General features: G+C 52.7%; 13 protein-coding genes and 5 pseudogenes. 11 read left to right on the top strand and 7 right to left on the bottom strand.

What is annotated here, in order from left to right; genetic code table 11:
• Window positions 1–55: 55 nt before the first annotated feature.
• Window positions 56–1,051 (bottom strand): phage shock protein operon transcriptional activator, encoded by a 996-nt coding sequence (gene pspF / locus O3W44_RS04335; RefSeq protein WP_269292120.1) that lies wholly within the window; start codon window positions 1,049–1,051, stop codon window positions 56–58.
• A gap of 164 nt (window positions 1,052–1,215) precedes the next feature.
• On the opposite strand from pspF, the gene pspA reads away from it, so the two are divergent.
• The 7 genes and pseudogenes from pspA to tyrR all read left to right on the top strand — a co-directional run bounded on the left by pspA (window position 1,216) and on the right by tyrR (window position 7,017).
• The gene (gene pspA / locus O3W44_RS04330; protein ID WP_269292119.1) at window positions 1,216–1,881 is read left to right on the top strand and encodes a phage shock protein PspA; all 666 of its coding nucleotides are present in this window, start codon (window positions 1,216–1,218) and stop codon (window positions 1,879–1,881) included.
• Between the two features lie 36 nt (window positions 1,882–1,917).
• The gene (gene pspB / locus O3W44_RS04325) at window positions 1,918–2,145 is read left to right on the top strand and encodes an envelope stress response membrane protein PspB (protein ID WP_269292118.1); all 228 of its coding nucleotides are present in this window, start codon (window positions 1,918–1,920) and stop codon (window positions 2,143–2,145) included.
• Window positions 2,142–2,492: an envelope stress response membrane protein PspC gene (pspC, locus tag O3W44_RS04320; RefSeq protein ID WP_269292117.1), complete on the top strand. Its 351-nt coding sequence runs from the start codon at window positions 2,142–2,144 to the stop codon at window positions 2,490–2,492. Before pspB ends, pspC begins: the two co-directional genes overlap by 4 nt.
• A 54-nt stretch (window positions 2,493–2,546) precedes the next feature.
• Window positions 2,547–2,792 carry a phage shock protein PspD gene (gene pspD / locus O3W44_RS04315; RefSeq protein WP_269292116.1) on the top strand — a complete coding sequence of 82 codons (246 nt, stop codon included), beginning with the start codon at window positions 2,547–2,549 and terminating at the stop codon, window positions 2,790–2,792.
• Window positions 2,773–4,170 (top strand): YcjX family protein, encoded by a 1,398-nt coding sequence (locus O3W44_RS04310; protein WP_269292115.1) that lies wholly within the window; start codon window positions 2,773–2,775, stop codon window positions 4,168–4,170. Before pspD ends, O3W44_RS04310 begins: the two co-directional genes overlap by 20 nt.
• Window positions 4,167–5,221 (top strand): annotated as a pseudogene (locus O3W44_RS04305) (TIGR01620 family protein). Before O3W44_RS04310 ends, O3W44_RS04305 begins: the two are co-directional and overlap by 4 nt.
• A gap of 231 nt (window positions 5,222–5,452) precedes the next feature.
• Window positions 5,453–7,017 (top strand): annotated as a pseudogene (gene tyrR / locus O3W44_RS04300) (transcriptional regulator TyrR).
• A gap of 36 nt (window positions 7,018–7,053) precedes the next feature.
• Here the strand turns inward: tyrR and tpx are convergent.
• Complete coding sequence (tpx, locus tag O3W44_RS04295; RefSeq protein WP_269292114.1) at window positions 7,054–7,557, bottom strand: thiol peroxidase; 504 nt, start codon at window positions 7,555–7,557, stop codon at window positions 7,054–7,056.
• A 141-nt stretch (window positions 7,558–7,698) separates the two neighbouring features.
• On the opposite strand from tpx, the gene ycjG reads away from it, so the two are divergent.
• Window positions 7,699–8,682 carry an L-Ala-D/L-Glu epimerase gene (gene ycjG / locus O3W44_RS04290; RefSeq protein WP_269292113.1) on the top strand — a complete coding sequence of 328 codons (984 nt, stop codon included), beginning with the start codon at window positions 7,699–7,701 and terminating at the stop codon, window positions 8,680–8,682.
• On the opposite strand, the pseudogene mpaA reads toward ycjG, so the two are convergent.
• Window positions 8,657–9,363: pseudogene (gene mpaA / locus O3W44_RS04285) on the bottom strand (murein tripeptide amidase MpaA). The gene ycjG and the pseudogene mpaA sit on opposite strands and share 26 nt — an antisense overlap.
• Before the next feature lie 158 nt (window positions 9,364–9,521).
• Between mpaA and O3W44_RS04280 the strand changes: the two are divergent.
• From O3W44_RS04280 to O3W44_RS04270, 3 genes are all read left to right on the top strand, one after another.
• A complete protein-coding gene (locus tag O3W44_RS04280) occupies window positions 9,522–11,141 on the top strand; it encodes a peptide ABC transporter substrate-binding protein (RefSeq protein ID WP_269294358.1) in 1,620 nt (539 codons plus the stop codon).
• 100 nt (window positions 11,142–11,241) lie between these two features.
• Entirely contained in the window at window positions 11,242–12,225 is a 984-nt protein-coding gene (zntB, locus tag O3W44_RS04275; RefSeq protein WP_269292112.1) for a zinc transporter ZntB, read from the top strand.
• Between the two features lie 313 nt (window positions 12,226–12,538).
• Window positions 12,539–12,679: a hypothetical protein gene (locus O3W44_RS04270; protein ID WP_269292111.1), complete on the top strand. Its 141-nt coding sequence runs from the start codon at window positions 12,539–12,541 to the stop codon at window positions 12,677–12,679.
• A gap of 36 nt (window positions 12,680–12,715) precedes the next feature.
• Here the strand turns inward: O3W44_RS04270 and ttcA are convergent, their stop codons facing one another.
• The 4 genes and pseudogenes from ttcA to nifJ form a co-directional block, all read right to left on the bottom strand.
• Window positions 12,716–13,651 carry a tRNA 2-thiocytidine(32) synthetase TtcA gene (gene ttcA, locus O3W44_RS04265; RefSeq protein WP_269292110.1) on the bottom strand — a complete coding sequence of 312 codons (936 nt, stop codon included), beginning with the start codon at window positions 13,649–13,651 and terminating at the stop codon, window positions 12,716–12,718.
• Window positions 13,652–13,709: 58 nt separating this feature from the next.
• A pseudogene (locus tag O3W44_RS04260) lies at window positions 13,710–13,901 on the bottom strand (tyrosine-type recombinase/integrase); the annotation flags it as partial.
• 166 nt (window positions 13,902–14,067) lie between these two features.
• Window positions 14,068–14,244, bottom strand: coding sequence for a general stress protein (locus O3W44_RS04255; RefSeq protein ID WP_269292109.1), 177 nt, complete (start codon window positions 14,242–14,244; stop codon window positions 14,068–14,070).
• A gap of 181 nt (window positions 14,245–14,425) precedes the next feature.
• Window positions 14,426–17,940: pseudogene (gene nifJ, locus O3W44_RS04250) on the bottom strand (pyruvate:ferredoxin (flavodoxin) oxidoreductase).
• Window positions 17,941–18,313 lie beyond the last annotated feature (373 nt).

Raw genomic sequence — 18,313 nt, 5'->3', positions numbered from 1 at the left:
GTCAGGGATTATTGCTTCAGCGCAAGGCTGTTTTCTGGCGCAGCAACATCAGGTGTTACTCATCTCTCGCGATACCGTGCTTCTTCATCATGGCTCTGAGTTGATGATAAGTCACACCAAGCAGAGTCGCGGCCCGGCGCTGATTATATTTGGCCTGTTGCAGGCTGCTCTCCACCAGCTCACGTTCCTGCTGATTCTGCCACTGGCGCAAATTGACCGGTAACAGCGGCAGGGCGGCAAGATCGACGTTCGCCTCCGCTTTTTGCTCGGGTTGAGTACGCGGCGCGAAGGGATTGATGATGATATTTTCCAGCGGCTCTTCACTGCTGTGGTGGCGATACACTGAGCGTTCTACCACGTTTTTAAGCTCGCGAACGTTGCCGGGCCAGTCGTGATCCAGCAGGGTTTTCTTTGCCGCAGGCGTAAAACCTGGAAACAGAAGCAGGCCGAGTTCCCGACACATTTGAATAGCAAAATGCTCTGCCATAACCAAAATATCGCTGCGGCGTTCACGTAGCGGCGGCAGTTGCACCACATCAAAGGCGAGGCGATCAAGCAAGTCAGCACGGAATTTTCCCTCGGCAGCCAGCCCAGGCAAATCCTCATTGGTGGCGCAGACCAGTCGCACGTTAACCTGCAACGATTGATTACCGCCGACACGCTCCAGTTGCCCATACTCGATGACGCGAAGCAGTTTTTCCTGTACCAGCATGGGTGCCGCGCCTAATTCATCAAGAAACAGCGTCCCGCCGTCAGCCCGCTCAAAGCGCCCTAAATGGCGTTTTTGCGCACCGGTAAAGGCACCCGCTTCATGCCCGAACAGCTCTGAATCCAGCAGGTTTTCATTGAGCGCCGCGCAGTTCAGAGAGATAAACGGGCCTTGCCAACGATCGGACAAAAAATGTAACCGGCTGGCAATCAGTTCTTTTCCCGTTCCGCGTTCACCCGTTACTAATACAGGTTTTTCCAGCGGGGCGAGTTTTGACACCTGTTCAAGCACTTCAAGGAAGTTATTGGACTCGCCTAATAAATTATCTCTTGTCTCAACCATGATGAATTTCACCATTCTTTAATCGAATTGACTACAGCAAAGATGGATTTAAGTTTGTTGATATTCAAAAATCCAGCAATATCAGGATGATAAATATTGGCACGTATCTTGAATTAAATACACCGTGCAATACGCAAATATGACAATTTAAGAGGAACATCATTATGGGTATTTTTTCTCGTTTCGCCGACATCGTGAATGCCAACATCAATTCGCTGCTGGAGCGCGCGGAAGATCCACAGAAGCTGGTACGCCTGATGATTCAGGAAATGGAAGACACGTTAGTTGAAGTGCGTTCAACTTCAGCCCGCGCGCTGGCTGAAAAGAAACAACTTGTTCGTCGCATTGAGCAGGCTGAAATTCAGCAAGCTGAATGGCAGGAAAAAGCCGAGCTGGCACTGCGCAAAGAGAAAGACGATCTGGCACGGTCGGCGCTGATTGAAAAACAGAAACTCACCGATTTGATTGCGGCATTAACGCAGGAAGTGAGCCAGGTTGAAGAAACGCTGGATCGCATGAAAAACGAAATTGGCGAGCTGGAGAAAAAACTGAGTGAAACGCGTGCGCGTCAGCAAGCGTTGACCCTGCGTCATCAGGCGGCTTCTTCATCACGTGACGTCCGTCGTCAACTGGATAGCGGCAAAATTGACGAAGCGATGGCGCGTTTCGAATCATTTGAGCGTCGCATCGATCATATGGAAGCAGAAGCGGAAAGCCATGGCTTTGGCAAACCCAAAACGCTGGATCAGCAATTCTCAGATTTGAAAGCGGATGATGCGATCAGCCAGCAACTCGATGCGCTGAAAGCCAAAATGAACCGTAGCGAATAATTTATCGTTATTGCGAATACTGATTAAGGAGAGTCAATGAGCGCACTATTTCTTGCCATACCGCTAACGATCTTCGTGCTGTTTGTTGCCCCGATCTGGTTATGGCTGCATTACAGCAACAAGCGCAACGGCGGCACGGAGCTGTCGTCAGGCGAACTCCAGCGTTTGCAGCGCGTGACGAAAGATGCCGAACGCATGCGTGAACGTATCAATGCACTGGAAGCGATCCTTGATGCAGAACATCCGAACTGGAGGCAGCCATGATGAAAGGACGCAAACTGTGGCGTAAACCCGATGACGGTAAGTTAATGGGCGTGTGTGCCGGACTGGCTGAGTATCTGGATATTCCGGTACGTCTGCTGCGCGTTATCGTCGTCTTGTCTCTGTTTTTCGGGCTGTTTGTCTTTACCGTCATTGCCTACTTCGTGCTGGGTTTCGTGTTAGATGTCAAACCCGCCGACGCTGAAACTGGTGAACAACTGCCGAGCGCCAGTGAATTGTTAGATCAGCTGGAAAACGCATTGCAGCGTGATGAGCGCAGCGTGCGTGAAATGGAACGCTACGTTACCTCAGAAACCTTTAGCGTGCGTAGCCGCTTCCGCCAGATTTGATGCTCTTTTTTTCGGGCCTGTTTCAGGCCCTTTTGCTGACTCTCCGGAGGGAATATGTCCGTAAATTCGTCTGCTTTTCGCCGTCGCGCGGCACCCGCGTTGAAGTCGGCCGCTAAATTTATCATTATCAATGCTGTCACTTACGGTCCCGCCGGTGTAACCGGTTGGGCAGTGAAATCCGTGGCGCGTCGTCCGTTACGCATTCTGCTTTCACTGGCGCTTGAGCCACTGCTGAAACGTGTATTGAATCGGGCGGCATCGCGCTTCATCAGGGAGAAAGATGAAAAGACTGCAAACTGAACTGACAGCGTTAATGAACCGGGGCGTTGACCGTCATTTGCGCCTTGCGGTAACCGGTTTAAGCCGCAGCGGGAAAACGGCTTTTATCACCTCGCTGGTTAACCAGCTTTTGAATGTACACAGCGGCGCCCGTTTGCCGCTGTTTTCGGTGGTACGTGATGAGCGCCTGCTCGGCGTAAAGCGCGTACCGCAGCGTGATATGGGAACATCGCGCTTTACCTATGATGAAGGGCTGGCCCAACTTTATGATACGCCGCCCGCCTGGCCAACGCCGACACGTGGCGTAAGCGAAATGCAACTGGCGTTGCGCTACCGGCCTAATGACTCGCTGCTGCGTCACCTCAAAGATACCGCCACGCTTTATCTCGAAATCGTTGATTATCCCGGTGAATGGCTACTTGATCTGCCGATGCTGGCGCAAGACTATCTTTCCTGGTCGCGCCAGATGAACAGTCTGTTACAGGGCGAGCGCGCCGAATGGGCGAAACCGTGGCGCGAGCTTTGTCAGCAACTTGATCCTTTTGCGCCGGCTGATGAAAACCGTCTGGCAGAGATTGCGGCTGCCTGGACCACCTACCTGCATCGCTGTAAAACAGAAGGGCTGCATTTTATTCAGCCGGGGCGCTTTGTCCTGCCGGGGATATGGCTGGCGCACCTGCCTTGCAGTTTTTCCCCGTGGCCCACAGGGGATAATGTGCAGGAAAGCAAGCTGGCGCAGGCGGAAAAAGGCAGCAATATTGCCATGCTGCAACAGCGTTTTAACTATTACTGTCAGAATGTGGTGAAAGGCTTTTATAAGCACTACTTTCTGCGTTTTGACCGCCAGATTGTGCTGGTCGATTGCCTGCAACCGCTTAATAACGGGCCGCAGGCTTTTAATGATATGCGACTGGCGTTAACCCAGCTGATGCAGAGTTTTCATTACGGCCAGCGCACGTTATTCCGGCGCTTATTTTCACCTGTGATTGATAAACTGCTGTTTGCCGCCACGAAAGCCGATCACATCACCAGCGATCAGCACGGCAATATGGTGTCGCTGTTGCAGCAGCTGGTGCAGGACGCCTGGCAAAATGCTGCCTTTGAAGGGATTCGCATGGATTGTATTGGTCTGGCATCGGTACAGGCGACGCAAAGCGGTTTAGTGGATCATCAGGGTGAAAAAATCCCGGCGCTGCGCGGCCACCGTTTAGTGGATGGCGAGCCGCTCACGGTTTATCCCGGCGAAGTTCCACCACGTTTGCCCGGCAACGCCTTTTGGCAGCAGCAGGGCTTTCAGTTCGAACAATTCCGCCCGCAGCAACTCGATGTTGATCGGCCGCTGCCACATATTCGCATGGATGCGGCGCTGGAATTTTTATTGGGAGATAAATTGCGATGAATGATCCAATAAAGCCGCGCATCGATTTTGCCCGTCCGCTGGAAGAGATGCGCGACACGCCGTTGCGCCCGGCTCAGGCGTTTGAAAACAGTGCTCAGGCGGCCTTTCTGGCAGTTGAGGATGAGGTACCAGCAGAGGAAGAGGGCGCGGGTGAACGCGCCGTTGAAGCTGCGCTGAAACCCAAACGCAGCCTCTGGCGTAAAATGGCAGGCGCTGGACTGGCTCTGTTTGGCGTCAGCGTGGTGGCGCAAGGGGTGCAGTGGCTACACGATGCCTGGCTGACCCGCGACTGGTTTGCGCTCGGTTCCGGCGTAGCGGGGGCTTGATTATTGCGGCAGGCGTGGGTGCGTTAGCCACTGAATGGCGACGCCTTTATCTGTTGCGCCAGCGCGCCGAAGAGCGTGATACCGGCCGTGAATTACTGCACAGCCACGGCATCGGAAAAGGGCGAGCATTTTGTGAAAAACTCGCACAACAGGCGGAACTGGATCAGGCGCATCCAGCGTTGCAACGCTGGCAGGCATCGCTACACGAAACGCAAAATGACGGTGAGGTGGTGCGCTTATACGCGCAACTGGTGCAGCCCGTGCTGGATCGTCAGGCGCGACGTGAAATCAGCCGCCATGCAGCCGAATCCACATTGATGATTGCGGTCAGCCCGCTGGCGCTGGTTGATATGGCGTTTATCGCCTGGCGCAACCTGCGCCTGGTTAATCGTATCGCCGCGATTTATGGCATTGAATTAGGTTATTTCAGTCGTATTCGCTTGTTCCGGCTGGTGCTGCTGAATATGGCCTTTGCCGGTGCGTCAGAACTGGTACGCGAAGTGGGTATGGACTGGATGTCGCAGGATATCGCCGCGCGACTGTCGGCCCGCGCCGCCCAGGGAATAGGTGCCGGATTGCTAACGGCCCGTTTGGGGATTAAAGCCATGGAACTGTGCCGCCCGCTGCCCTGGCTGGAAGAGGATAAGCCGCGCTTAGGCGATTTCCGTCGTGAGCTAATTGGTCAGGTGAAAGAGACGGTACAAAAAGGCGGCAGTAAAAGTTAAGCGCACGGGTAGTGGCACGATCTCCCTCAATATTCCCCGCACGCGGGGATGGCGCTTAACGCAGTGCAAAAAATTTGCAGCACCCTGTTTCACCCGCACAAACCCTGTGCAATTCGCCTAAACGTCCACCATTCACGCCACCGCTGTCAACTTTTCCTGACAGATCTCTTTCTGCCACGCAGTAAGTTAGCGTATCATCGCTACAATCTGAACCTGTTAAAGGCCATAAAAATGCGTTTGGAAGTGTTCTGTCAGGACCGCATTGGTCTGACGCGTGAACTGCTTGATCTGCTGGTTGCGCGTAACATCGATCTGCGCGGTATCGAAATCGCGGCTGTGGGCCGTATCTATCTCAATTTTTCGGCACTGGAGTTTGACCAGTTCAGCAGTCTGATGGCGGAAATCCGCCGTACACCGGGCGTGACGGATGTGCGCACTGTGGCATACATGCCTTCTGAACGCGAACACCGTGCCCTGAGCGCGCTGTTAGTGGCAATGCCGGAACCGGTGTTTTCCATCGATCTTAAAAGTAAAGTCGAGCTGGCAAACCCTGCTGCGCAAAATTTGTTTAATCTCGACGAGCAAAAAATGCGCAATTTCAGCGCCGGAAACCTGATAAGCGGTTTCAATTTTATGCGATGGTTAGAAAGCGATCGGGTGGAAGCACAGGCGCAGCACGTGGTCATCGAAGGGCGTGATTTCCTGATGGAGGCGCGACCTATTTATCTGACGGCTGAAGAAGGGCAAAGCGATCAGCCCGTTGGTGCGATGGTGATGCTGAAATCAACCGCCCGTATGGGTCGTCAATTGCAAAACCTGATCGTGACCGATGAATCTGAGTTCGATCATATTGTTGCGGTCACGCCTAAAATGCGTCAGGTGATTGATCAGGCGCGTAAGCTGGCCATGCACGATGCACCTTTATTGATTATCGGTGATACCGGAACAGGCAAAGATATGCTGGCGCGCGCCTGCCATCTGCGTAGCGCGCGTGGCAAAATGCCCTTCCTGGCGCTGAATTGCGCATCGTTGCCGGATGATGTGGCGGAAAGTGAATTGTTCGGTCATGCGGCGGGTGCTTATCCTAACGCGCTGGAAGGCAAAAAGGCTTCTTTGAGCAGGCTAACGGTGGCTCGGTACTGCTTGATGAAATCGGCGAAATGTCGCCGCGTATGCAGACTAAACTGCTGCGTTTTCTTAACGATGGCACCTTCCGTCGCGTCGGCGAAGAGCATGAAGTGCACGTCAACGTGCGCGTTATTTGCGCCACGCAAAAGAATTTGATTGAACTGGTCCATCTCGGGGAATTTCGTGAAGATCTGTTCTACCGGTTGAATGTGCTCACGCTGAATTTGCCGCCGCTGCGCGATCGTCCTCAGGATATTCTGCCGCTTACTGAAATGTTTGTTGCACGTTTCGCCGATGAGCAAGGCATTCCGCGCCCAAGGTTATCACCGCAGCTGAATGCATTTTTGACCCGCTATAGCTGGCCGGGCAATGTGCGTCAGTTAAAAAATGCACTTTATCGGGCGCTGACGCAACTGGAAGGCTATGAACTGCGACCGCAGGATATCATTTTGCCTGAACAGGCGCTGGATGTGTCGTTAGATGAAGATGCGATGGAAGGCACGCTGGATCAAATCACCAGCCGTTTCGAACGTTCAATTCTCACGCGGTTATATCTTTCCTATCCCAGCACGCGCAAGCTGGCAAAACGCCTTGGCGTCTCTCACACCGCTATTGCCAATAAATTGCGGGAATATGGTTTAGGTCAGAAGCGTAACGAAAGCGAATAAAGCGAAAGCGGATAACCGGGTTATCCGCTTTTTTTACTACTTCAGCGCGGAGAGCGCAGCGTCATAATCCGGTTCGTTGGTGATCTCATCAACCAGCTGGCTGTAAATCACTTTATCATGCTCATCCAGTACAACGACTGCACGTGCGGTCAGCCCTTGTAATGCACCGTCGGCAATCTCAACACCGTAATCTTGTTTGAACTCTGCGCCGCGCAGGGTCGATAAGGTCACCACGTTGTTCAGGTTGTCAGCACCGCAAAAACGTGACTGGGCAAACGGCAAGTCAGCCGAGATGCAAAGCACCACGGTATTGTTCAGTTCACTGGCCAGCTGGTTAAACTTGCGCACAGAAGTTGCACACACGCCCGTATCAACACTGGGGAAAATATTCAGAACCTTTCGTTTTCCTGCATACTCAGAGAGCGACAGGTTTGCCAGATTTTTCGCGACCAGCGAAAAGGGTTTAGCCTGCTCACCAGGCTGAGGAAACTGACCCGCAACGGCTACGGGATTACCCTGAAAATGAACGAATTGAGACATAAAGATTCCTTAATAGGATGAAAATATCGGATAAAAACGGCATCCGATTAGGTATAGCCGTTGTTTATGACATATTTTTTAAGGGTTTACGAGTGCATTTGTTGCGTTAATAGCGGCCTAACGCGTCATCAAGGAGAGGTAATGAGAACGGTAAAAAGTTATCCCGAAGCCTGGCCATTGCATACCCCCTTTGTTATCGCGCGCGGGAGTCGTACCGAGGCGAAAGTGGTGGTGGTTGAAATAGCCGATGCAACGCGCAAAGGTGTCGGTGAGGCGACGCCTTACGCACGCTATGGTGAAAGCGAAGCATCCGTGCTGGAACAGATCATGACGGTGCTAACGCCGTTGCAACAAGGCATGACGCGGCAAGCCCTACAGCAGGCGCTGCCAGCTGGCGCGGCGCGCAACGCCATAGATTGCGCATTATGGGATCTCGAAGCGCAGCAACAGCAGCAGTCGCTGTGGCAACTGAGCGGCATTCAGGCGCCAGACTCGGTGGTGAGTGCGCAAACCGTCAGTATTGATACCCCGGAAGCGATGGCAAGCAGCGCACTCGCGCTGTGGCAAAACGGCGCCACGCTGTTAAAAATTAAACTGGATAACACCTTTATTACTGAGCGGCTGATGGCGATTCGAACGGCGGTGCCCGATGCCACGCTCATTGTCGATGCAAATGAATCCTGGCACGCAGAAGGTCTGGCCGCGCGCTGTCAGCTGTTAGCGGATCTGCAGGTCGCGATGCTGGAGCAGCCATTGCCAGCGGGTGAGGATGCCGCACTGGCAAATTTTATCCATCCGCTGCCGATTTGTGCTGATGAGAGTTGCCACACCCGCGACAGTCTCCCCACGCTGCGAGGGCGTTATGAGATGGTAAATATCAAGCTGGACAAAGCGGGTGGGCTGACCGAAGCCTTAGCCCTCGCTGAAGCTGCCGCGCAAATGGGGTTTGAGGTGATGCTTGGCTGTATGCTGTGTACCTCACGGGCTATTCGCGCCGCGTTACCTCTGGTCGCGCAGGCGCGCTTTGCTGATTTAGATGGGCCGACCTGGCTGGCCGTGGACGTCGAGCCAGCCATTGAGGTGCAAAACGGCAAGGTGATTATTCCTGCCAGCGCAGCAGATTAGTCATCACGTCAAGGTAGGTCTCGGTGGCCTCATCAACCGAAATTACCGGCATTTCAGCCGTCACGCAGGGTAAGCCGAGATCGTTACACCAGCTACCGAAAGAGCCTGGCGTGTCATACCCTACGCTGCTGACGTGGGGAGAGCCATATGTTGCGCCAGCCATTCGCCTACGGCAATGTGATGAGGATCATCAATACAGGCCAGCGGCTCATGCCAGGAGACCACCCAGCGCGGTTTTAACTGATGGATGAGCGCGCACAGTGCCGCTGTTTCGGGTTCAGATCCCGGATGAGCGCCGGTTGATAATTTCACATCCCGATCTTCAGTCATGCTATTCCAGCGGTAAACCGTCTCACCCGACTGCCAGTTTGCTGCTGGAAAGTTGCGGTTAAGATCCACGCCGTTGGCATTTGCGCGTAACCCTAACTGACAACCATCCGGGTTGACCGCCAGCACTACGTGATGACGACGTAGCTTATCCGGCAAGGTTCGCAGCGCGCCTGACAGTGTAGCAATCGCGGCATTTTCGTCGCCGTGCGTGCCGGCCAAAATAAGCCCGCTGTCGCGATCGGCTAGTGGGGCGGGAAACCACAACAGCGGCGCGCCCAGGACTGACTTGCCATATTGCTGATACGGAATATCCAGTTTTCCACGCAGCGGTCGTGGGTGTAATACAGGCATAGTCATTTCCTTTAAGAGCGGGTTTGTCTAAAAGTAGCGGAAAAGCCAGCCCCGGAAAATAGCTATTTATCAATCAGCAATTTGCGATAAAGTGCCCTGAGTCAGGCTCTCTGGGCACCCGCTGTGATGCAGCACTTCTTTGGGGGAAAGCAATAATGATGAACACCACATTTCAGATGACGCTGGCGGCGCTGAGTCTCGCCAGCCTGTTCACACCCGTATTGGCAGCTGAGATCCCGGCTGGTGCACAGCTTGCCGAGAAGCAAGAAATTGTGCGTCACATTAAAGATGAACCGGCATCGCTTGATCCACTGAAAGCGGTAGGCTTACCGGAGATACAGGTCATTCGCGATCTGTTTGAAGGACTGACAAATCAGGATGCGCACGGAAAAATCGTACCGGGCGTGGCACAGAGCTGGAGCAGCAGTGACAACAAAACCTGGATTTTCACGCTGCGTAATGACGCGCGTTGGTCGAATGGTGAACCCGTAACGGCGCAAGATTTCGTTTATAGCTGGCAGCGGCTGGTTGATCCCAAAAACAGCGCCGCATCCGCGTGGTTTGCTGGCCTGAGCGGTATTCAAAATGCGACAGCTATAACAAAAGGTAACATGCCGCCGGATACGCTTGGCGTCAGTGCGCAGGACAACCAACATTTGAAAGTTACGCTGGCGCGTCCGGTACCGTGGTTTCCCAGTTTAGTGGCTAACGTGGCACTGTTTCCGGTGCCGCAAAAAGTTATCGCTAAAGAGGGCGACAACTGGACGATGCCGGGAAAACTGGTGGGCAATGGTGCATATCAGCTCAGCGAACGTGTTGTTAACGAAAAAATTGTTCTGCAACGCAATCCGCATTACTGGGACAACGCCCATTCTGTGTTGACCAAAGTGACTTTTCTGCCGATTAACGAAGAGTCGAGCGCGACCAAACGCTATCGGTCAAACGATATTGATATTACCGAGTCATTTCCCAAGAACATGTATGCCATGTTGAAAAAATCCTTGCCGGGAGAAGTCTATACACCCGATCAGCTTGGCATCTATTACTACGCTTTTAACACGCAAAAAGGCCCCACCGCTGATGCGCGAGTGCGTAAGGCACTCTCCTGGAGTATTGACCGCAAGATTATCGCGGAAAAAGTGTTGGGTACGGGCGAAAAACCGGCATGGCACTTTACGCCTGATGTCACTGCTGGCTTTAAACCGCTGCCATCAATGCTACAGCAGCATAATCAAAGTGAACTGAATGCGCAGGCAAAAGCCCTGTTAGCCTCCGCAGGCTATGGACCGGGCAAACCTTTACGTCTCAAGCTGCTGTATAACACCTCAGAAAGCCATCAAAAAATTGCGATTGCTATCGCCTCGATGTGGAAAAAGAATTTAGGGATTGATGTTCAGTTAGAAAATCAGGAGTGGAAAAGCTATATCGATAGCCGAAACAGCGGCAACTTCGATGTTATCCGCGCCTCCTGGGTGGGTGATTACAATGAACCCTCAACTTTTCTCAGCTTGCTCACGTCGGGTAACACCAGCAATATTGCACGTTTTAACAACGCGGATTATGACGCGGTCATGGCGAAGGCCAGCGAAGAATCCGGCGATCGGGCACGGAATGAGGATTACAATCGCGCCGAGCAAATCCTTGCCGAACAGGCCCCGATTGCCCCGATTTATCAGTACACCAATGGTCGGTTAATCAAGCCGTGGGTAAAAGGATACCCGATCACCAATCCGGAAGATGTGGCGTACAGCCGCGAACTGTGGATCGAAAAAAAGTGATTACACAGTCTGACATCTTTCCTTACAGCCAGCCGATTGCATCTGATTGTGGCCACGCCAGGCTGTATCGAGTTGATTTTGATAGTGAGGAATTATTATCGTGGATGTAATTGAAGGTAAAGCGTTACAGGTTTCAGACGCCATCATCGCCTGCCAGTTGGATGGTAAAGGTGGCCAGATTGCCCTTGAAAATAAAGATGTTGTTAATTGCGAAAAGCCGTGCTGGCTGCACTTAAATTATACCCATCGCGAAAGCGCAGAATGGCTTCAGTCGACTCCTCTGTTGCCCGACGCCGTGCGTGACGCTCTGGCCGGTGACAGTATGCGTCCGCGCGTTAGCCGTCTGGGTGACGGTTTTATGATTGTGCTGCGTAGCGTCAATCACAACAGCGATTCACGACCGGATCAGCTGGTGGCGATGCGCATGTTTATTAATGACAAGCTGATCGTTTCAACACGTCGCCGCAAAGTGTATGCCGTCGATGAAGTGTTAACCGATTTGCAAAATGGCAACGGGCCGGTCGATTGCGGTAGCTGGCTGGTTGATATTTGTGATGCGTTAACCGATCACGCCAGCGAATTTATTGAAGAACTTCATGACAAAATCATTGAGCTGGAAGATGCGTTGCTTGATCAGCGAATCCCCGCGCGCGGCGAGCTGGGACTGCTGCGTAAACAACTGATAGTCATGCGCCGTTACATGGCTCCGCAGCGCGATGTTTATGCGCGCCTCGCCAGTGAAAAACTGCCGTGGATGGATGACAGCGAGCGTCGGCGTATGCAGGAGATTTCAGACCGTTTAGGGCGCGGGCTGGATGATTTAGATGCTGGCGTCGCACGAACGGCGGTGCTGGCTGATGAACTGGCCTCGGTCATGGCAGAGTCAATGAACCGCCGAACCTACACCATGTCTCTGCTGGCGATGATTTTTCTTCCTGCCACCTTTCTGACTGGTTTGTTTGGTGTCAACCTGGGCGGGATCCCCGGTGGTGAATGGCGCTACGGTTTTACGCTTTTTTGCCTGTTACTGGTGGTGCTGGCGCTCAGCGTGACAGGTTATTTGCGGCGACGTCGCTGGATGTGAATGCCAGATAAATAATGTTATCAATGAGTTACAAAAATGCGATTGCATGATTAAATGCACGAAAAGCACAAAAAAGCTGATCGATATCAATATCTCTCTGGTGTGTCTGACGCAAACTCTCTCTCGCAGGTGAATGCAACGTCAAGCGATGGGCGTTGCGCTCCATATTGTCTTACTTCCTTTTTTAGAATTACTGCATAGCACATTTAATTCGACCAATGCCGGCCTTATCCGCCGGCTTTTTTTTTCCGGTTGGCTACGTTGCCTGATCTTTCCTATGCTTTAAGAACATAAGCAAAAAAAGGAGAACGGCATGAACGTGATTACTGCCAGCGAACCAATCCCAACTGATCCACCGCCAATCCCCGATCCGATTCCACAACCTCAGCCGCAACCCGATCCGCCACCGGACCCAGGCTTTCCACCCGTTATGGATCCGCCACCGCATCGTTAAAGAAAAGGGCGCGCTAATCACAGCGCGCCCTTACGTTTATTTGATGTGCAGCACGTCGAGCCGTGCACTCACATCAGGCAGCTCCTCTTCGTCGCTGCGCCAGCCAACAGGCTGAACCGGTAGCGTTTCCCGGTCAAACGCCAGGTCTCCACCCTCAACGACATCATCGCCATGACTGATACCTTTGAAATCGAACAGATTCATGTCCGCTAAATGTGAAGGCACCACGTTTTGCATCGCGCTGAACATGGTCTCAATGCGGCCAGGATAGCGTTTATCCCAGTCACGCAGCATATCAGCCACGACCTGACGCTGGAGATTAGGTTGTGAACCGCACAGGTTACACGGAATGATTGGGAACTGGCGGGCATCAGAAAAACGGATAATGTCTTTTTCACGGCAATAAGCCAGCGGACGAATCACAATATGTTTGCCGTCATCGCTCATCAGTTTTGGTGGCATACCTTTCATTTTGCCGCCGTAAAACATGTTCAGGAACAGGGTCTGAAGAATGTCATCACGATGGTGGCCCAGCGCGATTTTTGTGCAGCCTAACTCAGATGCCGTGCGGTAAAGGATACCGCGACGCAGGCGAGAGCAGAGCGAGCAGGTGGTTTTGCCTTCGGGAATTTTATCTTTAACAATCGAATAGGTGTCTTCTTCGACAATTTTGTATTCAACACCCAGCGACTCAAGGTATTCCGGCAAGATGTGCCCAGGAAAACCAGGCTGTTTTTGATCGAGATTAACGGCGACCAGCGTGAAATTTACCGGCGCACTTTTCTGTAAACTGCGCAGAATTTCTAACAGGGTGTAGCTGTCTTTGCCGCCTGACAGGCAAACCATAATGCGATCGCCTTCTTCAATCATGTTGAAATCAGCAATCGCCTCACCCACATTTCGGCGCAGGCGTTTCTGTAATTTATTGAAGTTGTACTGCTCTTTCTTTGTATCTTTTTGATTCTCTTGCATTTATCGGTATCTCTTTCGCCTGAGAGGGCATATTAGGGGCAAAAATTTTTTACATGGCCTACTTGCTGTTGAGCATATCAACCTGCGCACCATTCATTTCTTCAAACCACGCGGCATAAATGTCATAAACCATCTGCGCGTTTTCATGCCCCATCTGGTTCGCTATGAATAAGGGGTTCGCACCTGCCGACAGGAGCCAGCAGGCAAATGTATGGCGAGTATGGTACGGATTGCGGCGATGAAAGCCAGCATGATTTTTAATGGAAATTTAGCGAATACAGAAGGTCCTGAAGGAACAGGCTAACGGTTGAAGAGAGGCGCTAACAATGTTTTATCCGGCGTGTTGATGTCGCGTCTGAAATTAATCGCCCATCCCTGGCGTGTAAAATCCCTTAAGGCGCCTTGCTTATGTAGTACTACTTAGAGGTGCGGCGACTGACTTTGCCTCCTTTCCGGCCTGCTTCCCTGGCACGTTCAGGATCATTCCTGAAATTCCCTCCACTGACTTTGCCGCCAGCACTGCCAGCCACGCTGGCACGTTCCGGGTCTACAGCAAAATTCCCGGCACCCCCTCTTTGCTTCTGTTGTGTCATAGATAACCTCATATAAGGATACTTTCTTAAAGGAGACTAGCTAGTCACAACAATAAGCGTAGTCGGCTAATGTGATATTGTAAATCAAATAGTTAGGTAAAAATTGTAACGTTAATATACCCTGTATATACAGCCAAATAGCACCGCAGACGCTACGTTTATAACTGCGCTCGCTTATGCGTTACGCCTTTTTCCCCGCCAGTCCGGCCAGCCGTTGATAGCGTTTTGTGGCCGCTTCCGTGGCATCCTGCCAGAGCTGATGTGCCAGTTCCGGTTGCACAGTTGCGAGCTGACGAAAACGCTGTTCATTCACTAATGCCTCCGCCAGATCAGAACTGGGTGGACGTGAATCCAGTGACAGCGGCAGTTTACCTTCTTCACTGCGACGCGGATCGAATCGGTAAAGCGGCCAGAATCCGCTGGTGGTGAGCTGGCGCATTTGCTGATGACTAAACGCGAGATCGTAACCGTGCGCCTCACAGGGGCTGTAGGCGATAATCAGCGACGGTCCCGGCCAGGCTTCTGCTTCCTGAAACGCTTTAACGGTTTGATTGAGCTGCGCCCCGAGCGAGATTTGCGCGACGTAGACATGACCATAAAGCAATGTTGACATGCCCAGATCTTTCCGCGCTTTGCGCTTCCCTTGCTCACCAAATTTTGTCACTGCGCCAAGTGGCGTGGCTTTAGAGGCCTGACCGCCGGTATTGGAGTAACACTGGGTGTCCAGTACCAGCACATTCACGTTCTCAGACAGACTCATCACATGATCAAGGCCGCCATAGCCGATGTCATAAGCCCAGCCGTCGCCGCCTATGAGCCACACTGATTTATCCACCAGCGCCTCTGCGGCATCACATAGCGCAAGGGCATCGGCATCTGTGGCCTGGCACAAATGCTGTTTAAGCTGCGCGATCGCATTTCGGCGTAGCGATATTGTGACGTTGTCACTTGTTAGCGTTGCCTTTAGCGCCTCGGGAACCTGTGCCGAACAGCGTTCCAGCAGCCGCAGGGCACGCTGACGCTGCTGATCAATACTCAGGCGAAAGCCGAGACCAAATTCCGCGTTGTCTTCGAACAGAGAATTAGCCCAGGCAGGACCGCGACCTTCAGCATTGGTGGTGTAAGGCGTGGAGGGCAAATTACCGCCATAAATAGATGAGCAGCCGGTAGCGTTAGCGATTAATAAGCGATCGCCAAACAGTTGCGTCAGCAATTTAATATAAGGCGTTTCGCCACAGCCCGAGCAGGCGCCGGAATACTCAAACAGCGGTGTGATTAACTGAGACGTTCGAATATCAATATGCTCAAGCTGCGCGGCACTGCGTTCAGGCAAGGCTAAAAAGGCAGCATAACGGGCCTTTTCCTGTTCAACATGTGCCAGGCGCGGCTGCATATTAATGGCTTTGATTTCAGGGTGCTGCCGATCGCTCGCCGGGCATACCTCAACGCACAAATTACAGCCGGTACAATCTTCAGGTGCTACCTGGAGAACATATTTCTGCCCACGCATATCACGCGCTTTAACATCCAGTGACATCAGCCCGGCAGCGTTCGCTAACGCTTCGGGGTTAACCACTTTGGCACGAATAGCGGCATGTGGGCAGGCAGCAACGCAGTGATTGCACTGAGTACAAAGATCAGGCTTCCAGATTGGGATCGCTTCAGCAATGTTGCGCTTTTCCCATTGCGTCGTGCCCATTGGCCAGGTGCCATCCGGTGGCAGGGCGGAAACCGGCAGTTTATCTCCCAAACCGGCCAGCATCGCTGCGGTAACGGTTTTAACAAAGTCAGGTGCGGCGTCGGATACCACGGGCGGACGATGTGGACTGTTTTCATTAACAGGTTGCAGCGGTACGGCGTTGACTGCCTGACGCGCCAGTGCCAGGGCTTGCCAGTTGCGTTCCGTCAGCTGCTGGCCTTTGGTGCTGTAACTTTTGGCAATGGCCTGTTGTAATTCCCTTAGCGCCACCTCTTCTGGCAAAATCGCGCTGAGCTGAAAAAACGCCATCTGCATTACAGTATTAATCCGGGCGCCGAGCTGGCATTCACGCGCAATGCGTGCGGCATTGATAATATAAAAGCGCGCCTGTTTTTCGTTTAGCTGAGCCTGAACTTCCTGCGGTAAACGCGCCCACACGTCATCGGCAGCATAAGGCGTATTAAGAAGGAAAATGCCGCCCGGCTTGAGCTGCTCCAGCATCTCATATTTGTCGATGAACTGAAGTTGATGGCAGCCAATAAAATCAGCATGCTGAATTAGATAGGCCGAATGAATGGGTCTGTCACTGACGCGCAAATGCGACACGGTCAGGCCGCCCGCCTTTTTCGAGTCATAAACGAAATAGCCCTGCACCTGACTGGGCGTGGCGTTGCCAATAATTTTCAGGTTGTTTTTACAGGCGCTGACGCTGCCGTCGCTACCCAACCCATAAAATATCGCTTCCAGCCGGGCACCGTTTGGCACCGTATTGTGTTCCAGCGGCAGCGAAAGCTGAGTGACATCATCATAAATTCCCACGGTAAAGCGTGAAGGAGGGTTGTCGTTCGCCAGGGCTTTGAACACCGCTTGCGCTGCCTGCGGCGCAAACTCTTTGAGGATAAGCCATATCGTCCGCCCGTCACGCGGGGCATGGTCTGCCGTTCTCCTCGCCCGACCGCTTCTGCCAGTGCGCCAAGCACATCCAGAAACAGCGGTTCGCCTAATGCGCCAGGTTCTTTGGTGCGATCTAAGACGGCGATACGACTTACGCTTTGCGGCAATGTACGCAACAGGTGCTGCGCAGAGAAAGGCCGATACAGGCGAACGCGCACCATGCCAACCTTTTCGCCACGCAGGAGCATGTCATCAATGACTTCTTCAACCGTGCCGCTGGCAGAACCCATCAATATCACGACCCGCTCGGCTTCAGGGTGCCCGTAATACCCGAACGGCTGATAGTGACGGCCGGTCGCTTTGGCAAAATCATTCATTGCCTGCTCAAGGTGTGCATAGCAGGCGTCGTACCAGCGATTGGTTGCCTCGCGTGACTGAAAGTAGGTGTCGGGATTGGCTGAAGTGCCCCGAATAACCGGGTGATCGGGCGATAACGCTCTCTGACGATGTGCCGCTATTGCCTCTTGCGGCATGAGTGCGCGCAGCGTCTCATCAGACAGCGGCGCGATTTTGTTGATTTCGTGCGAGGTGCGAAAACCGTCAAAAAAATGAATAAAGGGTATGCGGCTGTTCAGTGACGCGATGTGAGAGATCAGCGCAAAATCTTGCGCTTCCTGCACGCTGGCGGCTGAAAGCAGGGCACAGCCCGTCTGTCGCACAGCCATCACGTCAGAGTGATCGCCAAATATTGACAGTGCATGCGTAGCCACAGTACGCGCTGCGACGTGCAGTACAAATGGCGTCAGTTGCCCGGCCAGTTTGTAAAGCGTAGGGATCATTAAAAGTAATCCCTGCGATGAAGTAAACGAAGTGGAAAGTGCGCCAGTTTGTAAGGCGCCATGAACCGTAGCGATCGCCCCCGCTTCTGACTGCATTTCCAGTACGCGCGGCGTATCACCCCAGATATTTCGCCGTCCTTCGCTGGCCCAGCCGTCGGCCAGTTCAGCCATAGTGGAGCTGGGTGTGATAGGGTAAATCGCGATGACTTCGCTGGTGCGAAAGGCCACAGAAGCCGCTGCACCGTTACCGTCGATGGTAATCATAATGCTTCCTTTAACAGGAATGAAAAAAGCCGGATAGTTTCCGGGGTTAATTATTTCATTTTAGCAAAGGCTGGGCAGGACATATCTTCCTGGCGCCACAGCGCAGGGAGAAGAGGGCGTGTTCAGGTCCAGGATAACGTCAGCCAATTTATTTAGTTGAGATTTAATGTTTTTTTCATTGATTAACGGATCACAGATGGTATGTGACAACGTCACCTGAAGGTGTGATTGGCCTGCGGTGTTTCTTGATCGTCCTGACTGTTAAAGCGATGCCCCTGGCGCATAATTTCACGCGCCAGAGACCATCGTTTCAGCGGTACACTCTTCGCTTTAAGGTAAACCAGAACAGTGCCGAATTAGCCGGTAAAGTTTC

It is taken from the genome of Pantoea sp. LMR881 (assembly GCF_027157825.1).
GTDB lineage: Bacteria > Pseudomonadota > Gammaproteobacteria > Enterobacterales > Enterobacteriaceae > Pantoea > Pantoea haifensis.
This window is presented reverse-complemented; position numbering and strand designations above follow the sequence as displayed.

What these genes read in the sequence shown, in the direction of transcription:
- pspB (WP_269292118.1), top strand. Translation starts at nt 1,918, where the DNA reads ATGAGCGCACTATTTCTTGCCATACCGCTAACGATCTTCGTGCTGTTT.
- O3W44_RS04310 (WP_269292115.1), top strand. Translation starts at nt 2,773, where the DNA reads ATGAAAAGACTGCAAACTGAACTGACAGCGTTAATGAACCGGGGCGTT.
- ttcA (WP_269292110.1), bottom strand. Translation starts at nt 13,651, where the DNA reads ATGCAAGAGAATCAAAAAGATACAAAGAAAGAGCAGTACAACTTCAAT.
- O3W44_RS04280 (WP_269294358.1), top strand. Translation starts at nt 9,522, where the DNA reads ATGAACACCACATTTCAGATGACGCTGGCGGCGCTGAGTCTCGCCAGC.
- O3W44_RS04270 (WP_269292111.1), top strand. Translation starts at nt 12,539, where the DNA reads ATGAACGTGATTACTGCCAGCGAACCAATCCCAACTGATCCACCGCCA.
- pspD (WP_269292116.1), top strand. Translation starts at nt 2,547, where the DNA reads ATGTCCGTAAATTCGTCTGCTTTTCGCCGTCGCGCGGCACCCGCGTTG.
- pspF (WP_269292120.1), bottom strand. Translation starts at nt 1,051, where the DNA reads ATGGTTGAGACAAGAGATAATTTATTAGGCGAGTCCAATAACTTCCTT.
- pspC (WP_269292117.1), top strand. Translation starts at nt 2,142, where the DNA reads ATGATGAAAGGACGCAAACTGTGGCGTAAACCCGATGACGGTAAGTTA.
- ycjG (WP_269292113.1), top strand. Translation starts at nt 7,699, where the DNA reads ATGAGAACGGTAAAAAGTTATCCCGAAGCCTGGCCATTGCATACCCCC.
- pspA (WP_269292119.1), top strand. Translation starts at nt 1,216, where the DNA reads ATGGGTATTTTTTCTCGTTTCGCCGACATCGTGAATGCCAACATCAAT.
- O3W44_RS04255 (WP_269292109.1), bottom strand. Translation starts at nt 14,244, where the DNA reads ATGACACAACAGAAGCAAAGAGGGGGTGCCGGGAATTTTGCTGTAGAC.
- tpx (WP_269292114.1), bottom strand. Translation starts at nt 7,557, where the DNA reads ATGTCTCAATTCGTTCATTTTCAGGGTAATCCCGTAGCCGTTGCGGGT.